The 13,744-nt window shown below is 63.8% G+C and carries 14 protein-coding genes; 6 read left to right on the top strand and 8 right to left on the bottom strand.

Features of this window, described 5'->3' with window-relative positions; all coding sequences use genetic code 11:
• Nucleotide 1: 1 nt before the first annotated feature.
• The 3 genes from gatA to gatC all read right to left on the bottom strand — a co-directional run bounded on the left by gatA (nt 2) and on the right by gatC (nt 2,066).
• Entirely contained in the window at nt 2-1,477 is a 1,476-nt protein-coding gene (gene gatA / locus LMTR3_RS21510) for an Asp-tRNA(Asn)/Glu-tRNA(Gln) amidotransferase subunit GatA (RefSeq protein ID WP_065747012.1), read from the bottom strand.
• Nucleotides 1,474-1,689, bottom strand: coding sequence for a hypothetical protein (locus LMTR3_RS21505; protein ID WP_065747011.1), 216 nt, complete (start codon nt 1,687-1,689; stop codon nt 1,474-1,476). The genes gatA and LMTR3_RS21505 overlap by 4 nt, the downstream gene beginning before the upstream one ends.
• Before the next feature lie 89 nt (nt 1,690-1,778).
• Nucleotides 1,779-2,066 carry an Asp-tRNA(Asn)/Glu-tRNA(Gln) amidotransferase subunit GatC gene (gatC, locus tag LMTR3_RS21500; RefSeq protein ID WP_065747010.1) on the bottom strand — a complete coding sequence of 96 codons (288 nt, stop codon included), beginning with the start codon at nt 2,064-2,066 and terminating at the stop codon, nt 1,779-1,781.
• 376 nt (nt 2,067-2,442) lie between these two features.
• Between gatC and LMTR3_RS38640 the strand changes: the two genes are divergently transcribed.
• The gene (locus tag LMTR3_RS38640; protein ID WP_176721965.1) at nt 2,443-2,607 is read left to right on the top strand and encodes a hypothetical protein; all 165 of its coding nucleotides are present in this window, start codon (nt 2,443-2,445) and stop codon (nt 2,605-2,607) included.
• A 230-nt stretch (nt 2,608-2,837) separates the two neighbouring features.
• Complete coding sequence (locus tag LMTR3_RS21495; protein ID WP_065747009.1) at nt 2,838-4,385, top strand: outer membrane protein; 1,548 nt, start codon at nt 2,838-2,840, stop codon at nt 4,383-4,385.
• A 103-nt stretch (nt 4,386-4,488) separates the two neighbouring features.
• On the opposite strand, the gene LMTR3_RS21490 is transcribed toward LMTR3_RS21495, so the two are convergent.
• Together LMTR3_RS21490 and LMTR3_RS21485 are read right to left on the bottom strand one after the other, a co-directional pair.
• Nucleotides 4,489-5,565, bottom strand: a complete 1,077-nt coding sequence (locus LMTR3_RS21490) for an NAD(P)H-dependent flavin oxidoreductase (RefSeq protein ID WP_065747008.1) — start codon at nt 5,563-5,565, stop codon at nt 4,489-4,491.
• 123 nt (nt 5,566-5,688) lie between these two features.
• Nucleotides 5,689-6,720: an NAD(P)H-dependent flavin oxidoreductase gene (locus LMTR3_RS21485; RefSeq protein WP_065747354.1), complete on the bottom strand. Its 1,032-nt coding sequence runs from the start codon at nt 6,718-6,720 to the stop codon at nt 5,689-5,691.
• Between the two features lie 103 nt (nt 6,721-6,823).
• On the opposite strand from LMTR3_RS21485, the gene LMTR3_RS21480 reads away from it, so the two are divergent.
• The 4 genes from LMTR3_RS21480 to LMTR3_RS21465 all read left to right on the top strand — a co-directional run bounded on the left by LMTR3_RS21480 (nt 6,824) and on the right by LMTR3_RS21465 (nt 10,274).
• Nucleotides 6,824-7,705: a LysR family transcriptional regulator gene (locus LMTR3_RS21480; protein WP_065747007.1), complete on the top strand. Its 882-nt coding sequence runs from the start codon at nt 6,824-6,826 to the stop codon at nt 7,703-7,705.
• Between the two features lie 139 nt (nt 7,706-7,844).
• The gene (locus tag LMTR3_RS21475) at nt 7,845-8,780 is read left to right on the top strand and encodes a cyclase family protein (RefSeq protein ID WP_065747006.1); all 936 of its coding nucleotides are present in this window, start codon (nt 7,845-7,847) and stop codon (nt 8,778-8,780) included.
• 85 nt (nt 8,781-8,865) lie between these two features.
• Complete coding sequence (gene ruvX, locus LMTR3_RS21470) at nt 8,866-9,348, top strand: Holliday junction resolvase RuvX (protein WP_057845848.1); 483 nt, start codon at nt 8,866-8,868, stop codon at nt 9,346-9,348.
• Between the two features lie 2 nt (nt 9,349-9,350).
• Nucleotides 9,351-10,274: an AEC family transporter gene (locus LMTR3_RS21465; protein ID WP_065747005.1), complete on the top strand. Its 924-nt coding sequence runs from the start codon at nt 9,351-9,353 to the stop codon at nt 10,272-10,274.
• 97 nt (nt 10,275-10,371) lie between these two features.
• Here LMTR3_RS21465 and LMTR3_RS21460 read toward each other — a convergent pair whose 3' ends face one another.
• From LMTR3_RS21460 to LMTR3_RS21450, 3 genes are all read right to left on the bottom strand, one after another.
• Nucleotides 10,372-11,154: a CPBP family intramembrane glutamic endopeptidase gene (locus LMTR3_RS21460; RefSeq protein ID WP_065747004.1), complete on the bottom strand. Its 783-nt coding sequence runs from the start codon at nt 11,152-11,154 to the stop codon at nt 10,372-10,374.
• A 73-nt stretch (nt 11,155-11,227) separates the two neighbouring features.
• Nucleotides 11,228-12,871, bottom strand: coding sequence for an acyl-CoA dehydrogenase family protein (locus LMTR3_RS21455; protein WP_065747003.1), 1,644 nt, complete (start codon nt 12,869-12,871; stop codon nt 11,228-11,230).
• Nucleotides 12,872-12,894: 23 nt separating this feature from the next.
• Complete coding sequence (locus LMTR3_RS21450; protein WP_084029776.1) at nt 12,895-13,698, bottom strand: M15 family metallopeptidase; 804 nt, start codon at nt 13,696-13,698, stop codon at nt 12,895-12,897.
• Nucleotides 13,699-13,744 lie beyond the last annotated feature (46 nt).

Genomic DNA, 13,744 nt, shown 5'->3' with positions numbered 1-13,744 from the left:
GTCACCACCAGCGCGGCGGGGTGAAGCGGCCGGCCGCCTGCTCCACGACTTCGCCAAGCGAGAACAGCGTCTCCTCATCGAACGGACGGCCGATCAACTGCAGGCCAAGCGGCAGTCCCTGCGCATCCTTGCCGGCCGGCACGGCGATGCCCGGCAGCCCCGCCATGTTCACCGTCACCGTGAAGATGTCGTTGAGATACATCTCGACGGGATCGGCGCCGCCCTTTTCGCCGACGCCGAAGGCGGCCGAGGGCGTCGCGGGCGTCAGGATCGCGCTGATGCCCTTGGCGAAGCAATCTTCAAAATCTTTCTTGATCAGGGTGCGCACTTTCTGCGCGCGCAGATAATAGGCATCGTAATAGCCGGCCGAGAGCACATAAGTGCCGATCATGACGCGGCGGCGCACTTCATCGCCAAACCCTTCCGCGCGGGTGTTCTCGTACAACTCGCCGATGCTGCGTGCCGGCACGCGCAGGCCGTACCGCACGCCATCGTAGCGCGCGAGGTTCGACGAGGCTTCCGCCGGCGCCACAATGTAATAGGCCGGCAGCGCGTATTTGGTATGCGGCAGCGACACCTCGACCAGTTCGGCGCCGGCCGCCTTCAGCCATGCCGCGCCTTCGCTCCAGAGCTTTTCGATCTCAGCCGGCATGCCGTCGAGGCGATACTCTTTCGGGATACCGATCTTCATACCCTTCACCGACTTGCCGATCGCGGCTTCGTAGTCGGGCACGCCGATGTCGACGGAGGTCGTGTCCTTCGGGTCGTGGCCCGCCATCGAGCGCATCAGGATCGCGGAATCGCGCACCGTGCGCGCGATCGGACCGGCCTGGTCGAGCGAGGATGCGAACGCCACGATGCCCCAGCGCGAGCAGCGGCCGTAGGTCGGCTTGACGCCGACGGTTGCGGTGAAGGCGGCCGGCTGGCGGATTGAACCGCCGGTGTCGGTCGCAGTCGCGCCCATGCAGAGCAGCGCTGCCACGGCGGATGCCGATCCGCCGGACGAGCCGCCCGGCACCAGCGTGGTGTTGGAACCCTCGCGTCGCCACGGATTGACCACGGGGCCGAAGCATGAGGTCTCGTTCGACGAGCCCATCGCGAATTCGTCGTTGTTGAGCTTGCCGAGCATCACCGCGCCGTCGCGCCAGAGCTGCGAGGTCACGGTGGATTCATACGGCGGCACGAAGTTGCCGAGGATTTTCGAGCACGCGGTGGTGCGCACGTCTCTCGTTGCGAACAGGTCCTTGATGCCGAGCGGAATGCCGGCAAGCGGCCCGCCCTCGCCCTTGGCAATCTTCGCATCGACCGCGCGCGCCATGGCGCGGGCCTGGTCCGGCGTTTCCAGCACGAAGGCATTGAGCGAGCGCGCCGCTTCGATCGCGGCGAGATGCGCGTCCGTCAGTTCGAGCGAGGTGAAAGACTTGCTCGCGAGGCCCTCGCGGGCCTCCGCGATCGTCAGAGATGTCAGGTCGGTCATTTATTGATCGGGCTGCAGAAGAACGGAGAAAGCGTCTTGTCGTTGGCGGGGCTATTCGATTCCTGGGCGCGCGCCTTGTCGGCGGCCTCGAGCTGATCCAGCACGGCATCCATCGCCTTGTCGGGATCGGCGGCCTTGCCCTGCCGCGCCATCGCGTCAAGATAATCCATATACGACTGATAGGCCTTTTCATCGTCGCAGAGCAGACACATCGGACTTCCGATCTCAAAACAGAGCTTCTTTGTTTGATGCGTTTTCTTAACGCGAACCGGTACCCACTTCGCTCGAAAACGCTATGGCCTTATTCGACCACCTTTGGCACCAGGAAGAAATGGTTTTGCGTCTCCGGCGCATTCCTGACGATGTCGTCGGGAATCTCGCCGTCATTGACCACATCCTGCCGCTTCTTCATTTCCATCGGAGTCACCGAGGTCATCGGCTCGACGCCGTCGATGTTCACTTCCGAAAGCTGCTCCACGAAAGCCAGCATGGTGTTCAGCTCGCCCTGCAGATGGGGAACCTCGGCCTCGGTGACCGCAATCCGCGCCAGATGCGCGATGCGGCGAACGGTGGCGGCATCAACGGACATAAATATAGGCCTCAAACGGGGAATTCGCACCCGCCGTATAGCAGAGGCCGCTTTTGCGCCGCAACCGCGGGAACAGGCGGCCACACGCCCTTTCGGTCGCCCTGCCCTGATGCACAAGATTTTGTGTGCGAAGCGCAGATTTCCTGCGCAAAAGCGCCCCGACGAAACCATTTTTATCGATTGACGTAGTCATCCTGAAACAGTCGGGGGATGAAAGTCGCGGCCGGAACATCGGGAGGCCGCGTCGTGTCGACCATCGAAAATGACCGCGCCGGATCGGAAAGCTGGGATCCGGCCCTCTGGTCCATCGGGACCGTTCTCGGCGTCGCCATCATCTACCTCGCCTGCCTAACCTGACCCAATCGGGAGAAGAGCCATGTCCCAGGCTAAAATCCTGCGGGAAAAGGCGGAAATGTTCGAGCGCCGTGCCGAAAATGCGACCGACCCCATCTCAAAGCAGCATTACAAGGAGATGGCGGCGCATTACAGGTCGCTGGCGGTTGAGCATCTTGAGGTCCACCGCGACGAACCGGCACACTAGGACAGCACAAAACCCGCTCCAAGCCGCCAGCTAGTAGCGCTGCACAGTAATTGACCGGTTGAATCTGCGATGCGCCGCCTGCAGCGTGTGCAGGACGTCCTGGCCTAGCATATGCCGTACATCAGTTTTTCTGTATCGGTGTGCTTCCGGCACACTAGCGCGAAGCTCCGGCCCCCATTCTAGTTGCGCCAAGGTGAGAATAAGCAGCGATCCTCCGAGGAGGCTCGGCGATGATGCGTATCTTGCTGGCGGGGCTTGTACTCGCAGGGGGCTTGGCCGGGCGTTCGGCAGCCGCGGCAGACCTTGACGGCGGTGTGCCTCCTCCCGCATCTCTCCCTACTTGGTCCGGCTTCTACCTCGGCGTCGGACTTGGCGGCCGCTGGACCGACGCCAATTGGATAACGACGGCACTGGGAGAAGACGAGACCGCCCGCGCGCCGTTCGCGACCAGCAATCCGGCGGGCTTCGACCTGAACGATGCGAGAATCAGCGCCTATCTCGGCTACAACTGGCAGATCGCGCATTGGGTGCTCGGCGTCGAGGCCGACCTCGGCTGGGGCGACAACGGCAGGCGCCGCATCGGCATACCGGGCAGCCTTGCTGTCTTCGCTCCAGGGCTCGCCGACACCGCCTCCGTGAAGGACGAGTGGGATACCAGTGTGCGCGCCCGCCTCGGCTATCTCGCCGCGCCTGATCTTCTGCTTTACGCCACCGGCGGCCCGTCGTGGACCAGCAGGAAGGTGAGCGCGTCGTGTGCCGGTCCGCTGGCGCCTGTGAGCTTGTGTCCATCCCTCTTGGTTCCCGGTCTCGGGGTCATCGGGAACCGCACCCAATCGGCGTCGGATATCCTCGTTGGCTGGACGGTAGGCGGCGGCTTGGAATGGAGGGTGGCCGACAACTGGATGCTGCGCGGAGAGTACCGCTATTCCAAGTATGAGAGCACCGATTTCACCTTCTTCGGCACAACCGGCGTAAATGCCGAGCAGTTCAGGTTCTCGGTGGACCAGCAGACGCACACGGCCTATCTCGGCTTGTCCTACCTCTTCCCGGCGGGTGCGGCCGCAAGCACGCCCGATCGCGCCGCAACCCGGGCGCCAGATCTTAGGCCGGCTCTCGGGTACAACTGGACCGGCTTCTATCTCGGTCCCCATATCGGCGGCGCTTGGACCAGCACGGAATTATTCGATCCCACGGCCAATCTGGGTCCGCCCAATCTCCCCGGCAGTGTGTTTCGTGTGGATGCTGCCGGCTTCATTGCCGGCGGTCAGGTGGGCTTCAATTATCAAGCTGGCGGTTGGGCGCTCGGCATTGAGGCTCAGGGAGCGTGGGCCAATACAACGGGAAGCATTCTGCCGATCAGTGCGCCTCCGCCCTTCAACGCGACCATCCGGCTCAGCAGTGACATCGATTGGCTTGCGACGGTCACGGGCCGTGTCGGCCTCCCGCTCGGCAGCTCGCTCCCCTACGTCAAGGGCGGCTGGGCGCTGGCCGGTGAGCGCTACGCGACCGACTCTACCTTGCTGGGGGCGTCGATACCGATCTCGGATGCCAACGACACACGCTCCGGATGGGTAATTGGCGCCGGCGTGGAGTGGGCAATCGCCGGCCGCTGGACGGCTCGGCTCGAATACAGCTTCATGGATTTCGGAACGGAGACGCGCAGCATCACGGCCGCGGGCCAACCGCCGACGCCCTTCGATGTCGACCTGAAGGTTAATTCCTTCACATTCGGCTTGAACTACCGGTTCGGTCCGGCACCCATTGCTGGGACGTTTTGACTTCAACACGGAGACGCAACATCGAGCTGCTCGTTGATCCCAAACAAGTGCCGGAGCTAGCCTGATCGCAGATTCAGCCGGTCAAAATCACTGTGCAGCGGTACTAGCCGCTCAACGCACTGAACCGCGCTAGCGCAGCGCCTGCGAGCGAGCGGGTCAATTCCGCCGCCGGCATCTCGCGCCCCATCCGCACCGCCTGCCCGGCCCACAGACTGGTGAAATCGACCCTGCCGAGCTTTTCGGCTGCTGCCTTCAGCGGCCCAAGCGCGGTTGCGGCATGGGGGAATGCGGGCGCGTCCGGCGAGATCGGTCCGACCTCGCGCATGACACGGTTGGCAACGCCACGCGCAGGACGGCCGGTCATGACATTGGTGATGACGGTGGAATCATCATGCGACTGGGCTAGCGCAGTGCGAACCGGTCCGATCACTTTGGATTCCGGGCAGCGCAGATAGGCGCTGCCGATCTGCACGCCGGATGCGCCGAGCGCGAACGCCGCCGCAATGCCGCGCCCATCGGCGATGCCGCCGGCCGCGATCACAGGCACTTTCACTGCGTCGACCACCTGCGGCACCAGCGCAAACGTGCCGGGCTGCTGGGCGATATTGTCGGTCAGGAACATGCCGCGATGGCCGCCGGCTTCGGCGCCTTGCGCGATGATGACGTCGGCGCCGTTCTCCTCCAGCCAGATCGCTTCCTTCACGATGGTTGCCGAGGACATCACGAGGCAACCCGCCGCCCTGACGCGCTTGACCAGCGCCGGATCCGGCAGGCCGAAGTGGAAGCTGACGATTTCCGGCTTCAGTTCTTCCACCACCGCACACATCGCCTCGTCGAACGGTGCGCGGTTGGCGGCGCTGATGGGCGTGGCAGGATCGATACCCAATTCCTTGTAATAGGAGCCAAGCCGCGCCTTCCAACCGGCCTCGCGCGCGGGATTGGCATCGACCGGCTTGTGACAGAAGAAGTTCATGTTGACCGGCGCGGTGACGCGCTGGCGGATGATGTTGACCTGCTCGCGCGCTTTCTCGACCGAAATCATCGCGCATGGCAGCGAACCCAGCGCACCGCCCTGGGCTGCGGCGATCACGAGTTCGGCGTCCATGACGCCGGCCATCGGCGCCAGCACGATCGGAAATTCGGTCTTGAAGAGGTCGATGATCCGGCGGTCTGGCCACATGATTGTGCTCGCTAGTTAGGTTGCTCGGCCGCTGTACCCTCTCCCCTTGTGGGAGAGGGTGGATCGAATGAGCGGAAGCTCATTCGAGACGGGTGAGGGGTTTTATCCGCGGAGACATACCCCTCATCCGGCGCGGACTATGTCCGCGCCACCTTCTCCCACAAGGGGAGAAGGGAAAGAAGAAGCGGCGACGGAATTCCGCCGTCCGCCCAATATCTGCTCCGCCTCGGTAACGATCCTGTCAACGATCTCGCCGGCCGGCGGGATATCGTGAATCAGCCCGACGGCTTCGCCCGCGATGACGGCAGCGATATCGAAATTGCCTGCCGCTCTCGCTGCCGCATATTCGGCGGCGACCGCCTTGATGTTCTGCATCAGTTCGACCTCGCGTCCCATCCAGCGCCGCGCATGATCGTTGATCAGGCAGCGGCCGGTAAACGGCGCCGGCCAGACATTGTTGCGCGACAGATCGAAAATGATACCGCGGACGCTGTTGCCGCTGGTTGCGGCACAGATGCGCCGCTTGGCTTCGTCCGCGCCGTCGCATTCCTGGCTGGCATAAAAGCGGGTGCCGAGCAGCACGCCGGAAGCGCCCAGCATCATCATCGCCGCAAGCCCGCGGCCGTCGCCTATCCCGCCTGCTGCTGCGACTGGCACCCGGCCGGCCGCCAGATCAACTATCGCCGGCACAATGTCGATCGTGCTGCGCGACGCACCATGGCCGCCGGCTTCCGTTCCCTGCGCGATCAGAATCTCGGCGCCCGCATCGAGCGCCTGTCGCGCCATGTCCTCGTCCTGAACCTGGCAGATCAACAACGCGCCCGATGATTTGACGCGCGGTGCGAAAGGTGTGGGATCGCCGAACGAGAGCATGATCGCGCGTGGACCGGCTTCAAGCGCGACATCCAGGAGTGCCGGCTGCTTGGCAAGGCTCCAGGTAATGAAGCCAATGCCGAAGGGATCGGATAGATCGGCAAGCTTGGCCGTCTCCTGCTCGAGCCATGCCCGGTCGCCATAGCCGCCGCCGAGAATGCCGAACCCTCCGGCAGCACTGACGGCCGAGGTGAGACGCGCGCCCGCAATCACATCCATAGGCGCCGACAGGATCGGATGCTGGATGCCCAGACGGGCGGTCAACGGCGTGGAGATCGGCATGTCCATTCCCTGCAAACTGGACAGGCAATTTAGATCGAACTATCCTTCTCTAAAAATGAATACTATAGAACCCTACCATCTCTAGAAAGAAACGGAGCTCGCCATGGAGCTGAGCGATCTCGTCACCTTCTCGGCCGTGGCCCGGCTCGGCGGCATCACCCGCGCCGCCGACGAACTCAACACCGTGCAATCCAACGTCACCCAGCGCGTGAAGGCGCTCGAAGCCGAGATCGGCACCGCGCTGTTCGAACGGCATAGCCGCGGCATGACGCTGACCGGCGCCGGCCGCCGCCTGCTTCCCTATGCCGACCGGATGGCGGCGCTGTCGCGCGAGGCTGTGCTGGCCGCGCGCGACGATGGCGAGCCGAAGGGGCCGCTTTCGATTGGCTCGATGGAAACGACGGCCGCGGTACGCCTGCCCTCTTTGCTCGCCGAATTCCATCGCCGCTTCCCCGCTGTTCAATTGAGCCTGCGGACCTCGACAACGGCTGACCTCGTGGCCGGCGTGCTCAACGGCAAATTTGACGGCGCATTCGTTGCCGGTCCGATCGAGCATGCCGAACTCGACACGACGCTCGCCTTCCGCGAAGAACTGGTGCTGGTCACGGCACGGCGCTGGCAGAGCCTCAGTGCTTTACGCGCAGGCACGCCGGGCTCGGGTCCGACCGCCTTGGTCTTCCGCATCGGCTGCACGTACCGGCAGCGGCTCGAACAGGTGTTCTCGGAATTCGGCTGGCCGTCTTCGGCGCGGTTCGAACTCGGCACGCTCGACGGCATGATCGGCTGCGTCGCCGCCGATATGGGCGTGACGCTGCTGCCGCGCGCCGTCGTCGGGCGGAACGAAACCGTCAACGTCCACACGCTGAACCCGGCGCAGGCACGCGTCGAGACGCTTTTCATCACCCGTCGCACGGCCCATCAATACAGCGCCCTGCAGGGTTTTGTCGCCTGCCTGGAAAATAGCGGCGAGGTCATCGCCGCCTGAATGCCAGCGCCGCAGCACTCGCGGCCTTCAATTGCAACACACGCATCGGCTCGAAAAATTTCTAGCCGCCGCGCACCGCTACGTTAGTATGAGCCGCTAGCTACCAAAAACCATAACGTCAATCTGGGAGGGACTTGCGATGCACGTTGCGTACGTATTGTGCTGTTCTGTTGCCCTGTTGGGTACGGCCGGAACGGCAAGCGCTCAAGACTGGACGAAATCGAAATGGGGACCGAACGACGAGATCGGCGCCGCCAACTACATGAAGCCCGAACTTGTCGTGAAGGCAGCGGGCTTGGTGAAGACCGGCAAGACCTACGCGCTTGGCATCCCCGTCGACTCCAAGACCCCAGCGTACCCGCCGCGGGCCTTCAAGGTCACGATCGTGCAGCCCGGCCAGGCCGGCATTCCCGGCTTGGGGCCGACCAAGACCACCTACAATGACGACATCATCGAGGGCTGGGCCGGCGTCGGCAGCCAGCTCGACGGCCTCGGCCACATTGGCGTCGAGCATGTCTATTACAACGGCAACAAGCTCGCCGATTTCGCCGATCCGACCGGGCTGAAGAAGCTCGGCGTCGAAAAGATTCCGCCGATGGTGACCCGTGGCGTACTGCTCGACATGGCAGCCCACTACAATACCGACGTGGTCAAGGAGGGCACCGCCTTCAACACCAAGGAGATCGAGGAAGTCGCGAAGAAACAGGGCGTCGAGATCCGGCAGGGCGACGTCGTGATCTTCCATACCGGCTGGCTCAGCCTGATCGGCAAGGACGACAAGCGCTTTGGCGCCGGCGAACCCGGTCTCGGCGTCGAAGGCGCCAAGTACCTCGCCGGCAAGGGCGTCGTCGCCGTCGGTGCCGATACCTGGGGCCTCGAGGCGGTGCCGTTCGAGACCAAGAACGTCTTCGAGGTGCACCAGGTCCTGTTGCCGATGAACGGCACCTACATTCTGGAGAACATGGACACGGCCGAACTCGCCAAGGACAAGGCCTATGAGTTCCTGTTCGTGCTCGGACAGCCGCGCTTCAAGGGCGGCGTGCAGAGCATGATCAACCCGGTCGCGATCCGGTAAGATCAAGCGTGGCGTGGCCTTCTCGCATGGATGCCACGCCACCATCGGCTTTGCGTGCGCGCCGCGGCGCGTGTTAAGCGGGGCGATGCCCGCCCCTATTCTTCCGTTGATCGACGCCGTCACCCATTGGCCCGAGCGCGGCGCCCTGATCGGCCTCGATCTTGGCACCAAGACCATCGGCGTCGCCGTGTCCGATCCCGATCGCCGGCTAGCGACCGGTGTCGAGACCATCCAGCGCAAGGCCTTCAAGGCCGACGCGGCGCGGCTGCTCGCGATATCAGGCGAGCGCAACGCGGTCGGCTTCGTGCTTGGGCTGCCCATCAACATGGACGGCAGCGAGGGGCCGCGCGCGCAATCGACACGCGCCTTTGCCCGCAATTTCTCCAATCTCACCGGGCTTGCCATTGCCTTATGGGACGAGCGGCTCTCAACCGCGGCGGTCGAGCGTGAGCTAATCGGAATGGACGTTTCCCGCGCCCGCCGCGCCGAGGTGATCGATGAGCACGCCGCGATCTTCATCCTGCAGGGCGCGCTGGACCGGCTCGCAAAACTGCGCAGGGATCGCTGAGCATGGCGGTGGTGATCTCGGCGCTGCTGCCGGTGTTTCTGTTGATCGTGCTCGGCTTCGTCCTCAAGCGCAGCCTGATGCGGCTTGACACGCAATGGCACGGGCTGGAGAGGCTCACCTATTACGTCCTGTTCCCGACGCTACTGATCCAGACGCTGGTGAAGGCCGATCTGTCCAGCGTTCCGGTGGCCGGGGTCGGCGGCGCGCTGATGCTCTCGGCGCTAGTGATGTCGCTCTTGTGCCTGGCGCTGCGGCCCCTCTTCTCCCGCTGGAACATCGATGGCCCGGCCTTCACCTCGATCTTCCAGGGCGCAACGCGCTGGCAGACTTTTGTCGCGCTCGCCATCTCCAGCAATCTCTTTGGCCACACCGGGCTGGCGCTGGCCTCCGTCGCCATGGTCGCGATCATTCCGCTTGTGAATGTCTTCAGCGTGTCGGTGCTGGCTCACTACGCTACGCCGGAAAAGCAGTCGCTCCGCGCGATCGTGATGACAGTGCTGACGAATCCTTTGATCTGGGCCTGCGCGGTCGGGCTTGCGGTGAATGTCACGCATCTGCCGCTGCCACAGGTCTGGCACGACGTCGCCGAGGCGCTCGGCCGCTCCTCCCTCGGCATCGGCCTGCTCGTCACCGGCGCGGGCCTGCAGCTTGCAGGTATGTTCCGCCCGAGCCTGGCCGCTTCGATTGCGGTGTTCCTCAAGCTGATCCTGATGCCGGTTCTTGGCGTCGCGCTGGCGCTGTGGTTCGGCATATCGGGCTCAAGCCTGGTGATCGTGGCTGTCTGCTCGGCCGTGCCCACCTCTTCCTCGGCCTATGTGCTGGCGCGACAAATGGGCGGCGACGCACCGCTGCTGGCCCAGATCATCACGCTGCAGACCATTCTGGCGGCCATCACAATGCCAATTGCGATCGCTTTAGTTGCGTAGATCGTCATTGCGAGGAGCGTAGCGACGAAGCAATCCATTCCTCCGCTTGCGGAGCGATGGATTGCTTCGCTTCGCGCGCAATGACGGGGAGAGAGCCTTACCCCTGCCCCGCCAGCCAGAAAGTCTGGATGGTCGCCGCCAGATTGTTGATGCCGTGCAGGACGACGGTCAGCCAGGTCGAATTGGCGCGGTAGCGCAGATAGCCCAGCAGCAGGCCGATCGAAAACACCTCGCCGAAAAAGAACCAGTCGTATTGCAGATGCAGCGAAGTCCAGGCCAGCGAGGACAGGAAGATGGCCCCGGCGACGCCGAGCCGCGACTCCGACCAGCCGCGATAGAGAAACCCGCGCGCGAAGATCTCCTCCCACATCGGCGCGGCGACGGCAAACGCGATCACCAATAGCCACAGCGCGCCGTCGGCCTGCGCTGTTTTCAGGACCTCGCCCATGAAGCCCGGTGTCACCTCGCGCCCGAGCGCGCGCGACAGCAGGTCCCAGCCGCCGACGAGAATGACTAGCGTAGCGAGGCCGATGAAGAAATCGCGCCATGAGGGCCAGCGCAGCGCTAGATAATCGGCAAACGGTATGCGCGTCGGTCGGATTGCAATCCACGTCGCCAGCAGCACTGCGGGCAATCCCAGGATGACCGAGAGCGAGATGGTCAGGCCGCCGCCGATGACACGGATCGCCTCAGCGATGTCGAACGATCCGCCCTGCCGCAGCACAAAATAGATGATGACCGAGAGTTGGCCGAGGAACATCGCGGCAAAGATGAACAGGCCCCACAGCGTCGTGCGCCAGAATTTCCAGGCGCATCGTGGCCGCTGATCGGGGATCGCGGGCGGTACGGCCGCGGGACTAGCGGTGGTGAGGGAGTCCATCAAGTGACTTTCTCGTCGACGTCATGCCCGGCCTTGTGCGGGTCAAGCCCGGCCATGACGATGAAAGACCTATTCACGGCAACGCGCGCTCCAAAAGGTTGCGGATATCTTCAGGAGCCAGGTCGACCGCGCCATACATGCCGGCGTGGTTGCCGGCAAGGCGCGTGGCTGCGAACAGCTCGGCATGCCGCGGCGACACGGCATTGAGCGCCGCAGCAGCCGCCAGCAGCGCCAGCTTTTCGACCGCCAGCCGCGCCACACGCTCGCTGTCCGGCCGGTGGAACGCCTTGCCGATGAACGCGGTTGCTTCACCTGCACCCGGCAATCCGAGCGTCTCGCCGGTCAGTTCATGCACGATGCCGGAGGCCGCTTCCGGCTCGCGCGACAGCGCGCGCAGCACGTCGAGGCACATCACATTGCCGGAGCCTTCCCAGATCGCATTGACCGGCGACTCCCGGTAATGCCGCGCCAGAATGCCCTCCTCCACGTAGCCGTTGCCGCCGAGGCACTCCATCGCCTCATAGAGAAAGCCAGGGGCACTCTTGCAGACCCAGTATTTGATGGCGGGCGTCAGCAGCCGCATATAGGCGGCTTGCTTGGCGTCCAGGGGAGCGCGATCGAACGAACGGCATAGCCGCATCACAAGCGCGACGGTGGCCTCGACATGCAGCGCCATGTCCGACAGCACCGCCTGCATCAGCGGCTGGTCGGCGAGATGTTTCTGGAACACGCTGCGGTGCCGTGCGTGGTGCAGCGCATGCGCCAGCCCCGATCGCATCAGGCCGGCAGACGCGATCGCGCAATCCTGCCGCGTCAACTGCACCATCTGGATGATGGTGCGGATGCCCTTGCCCTCGGCGCCGACGCGCTCGGCGTAGGCGCTGTGAAACTCAACTTCCGAGGAGGCGTTCGAGCGGTTGCCGAGCTTGTCTTTCAGCCGCTGGAACCGGATCGAATTGACCGAACCGTCCGGGGCAAAGCGCGGCATGAAGAAGCAGGTCAATCCCTGCTCGGCCTGCGCCAGCACCAGAAAAGCGTCGCACATCGGCGCCGACATGAACCATTTGTGCCCCGTGATGCGGTAGACGTCCCCGTCACGTTCCGCCCGCGTCATGTTGGAACGGACGTCGGTGCCACCCTGCTTCTCGGTCATGCCCATGCCGAGCGTCATGCCGCGTTTTGTCAGCCACGGCGCAAAGCTCGGGTCATAGGAACGCGTCGCGACGACCGGCATCACCTTCGCCAATAGGTCAGGCTGTTCCGCAAGCGCCGCCACTGACGCGCGCGTCATAGTGATCGGGCAGAGATGCCCGGTCTCGACCTGTGCTGCCATGTAGAACTTTGCCGCGCGCACCACTTCGGACGCACCGCCGGCCGGCTTGCCGTCGGCGGTCCACGTCGAATTGTGCACGCCGGCATGCGCAGAGTGCGCCATCAGATCGTGATAGGCCGGGTGAAACTCGACCTCGTCGCGGCGATTGCCGCGTGAATCGAAGGCACGCAGCTTGGGCGTATTCTCGTTCGCGATGTGGCCGCGCTCCGCCATCGCCGCAGAACCCCAATGCTTGCCGAAATCAGACAGCTCCACCTCTGCCGCAGCGCCGCCATTGGCGGCGACGGCATCGAGCAGCGGCCGGTCGGCCACGTATAGATCGACATCCCAAAATGGCGGCGACTGGTTGAAGACCTCGTGGGTCGAAAATGTTGCCTGGCTCATGGCTGATCCTGGAACGGTTAAAATCACTTCCGCGGCGTGATCGGGAAATCATAGGCCTGCCCGCCCGCGCCCGGCAGCGAAAAGTGCCACCACTCCTTCGAATAGTTTACAAATCCTCGCCGCGCCATCACCTGAACCAGCTTCTCGCGCCAGCGGCGTTGCGCCGCGGTGATGGATTTTGCCGCCGTATGCGACTTGGCGTCGGAACAATCATAGCCGGTGCCCATGTCGACGCTGCCTTCCGGCGCGCGCAGGTTCACGTTGGCGATGCAGTCGGCATAATCCTTGGCGGGATCGAAGGTTGCCGAATTGTCGACCTTCAGGTCAACCAATGTGAGATCGAGCGCCGCACCGGTCGAATGCCCCGAACGTTTAGCAATATAGCCCAGGCGAAACAGGTCGGCTTTCCTGAACGATGGATTGTAGCGCTTCTGCGCCGATGTTTCGCGGCCATCGCGCGACCACGCCACCATGTCGGCCACCGCGCGCACCGGGCGGTAACAATCGAGCATCTTTAGCGACAGGTTCTGCAGCGCGAGTTCTTCCTGAACGCTCTTCAAGCGCATGCCGACCTCGCGCTTCACCACGCATTCGGCAGCCTGATAGCCCCGCAGCGGACGGCCGACAAAATTGTTCGGACCGGCGTAGCGGATATCCTGGATGATGGTCGGATCTATGTCGCGCAAATAGACGAAACCGGCCGGCAGTTTTGGCGCCTGCGCAGCGGCGCTCGCGATGCAACCCGCCGCGAATATCGCCACGAGTGCCACCCGCCTTCCAGCACCCCTGCCGACGATCACGCCAGCGCCCACATGATCCGAATGCATGAATGAAATGCCGCACGTTTTCGATGGCCCGATATACCGCGTGCCG

The sequence above is a fragment of the Bradyrhizobium sp. LMTR 3 genome, assembly GCF_001693485.1.
Taxonomy (GTDB): domain Bacteria; phylum Pseudomonadota; class Alphaproteobacteria; order Rhizobiales; family Xanthobacteraceae; genus Bradyrhizobium.
The sequence above is the reverse complement of the archived record's forward strand: the minus strand, read 5'-3'. Positions and strand labels throughout refer to the sequence as shown.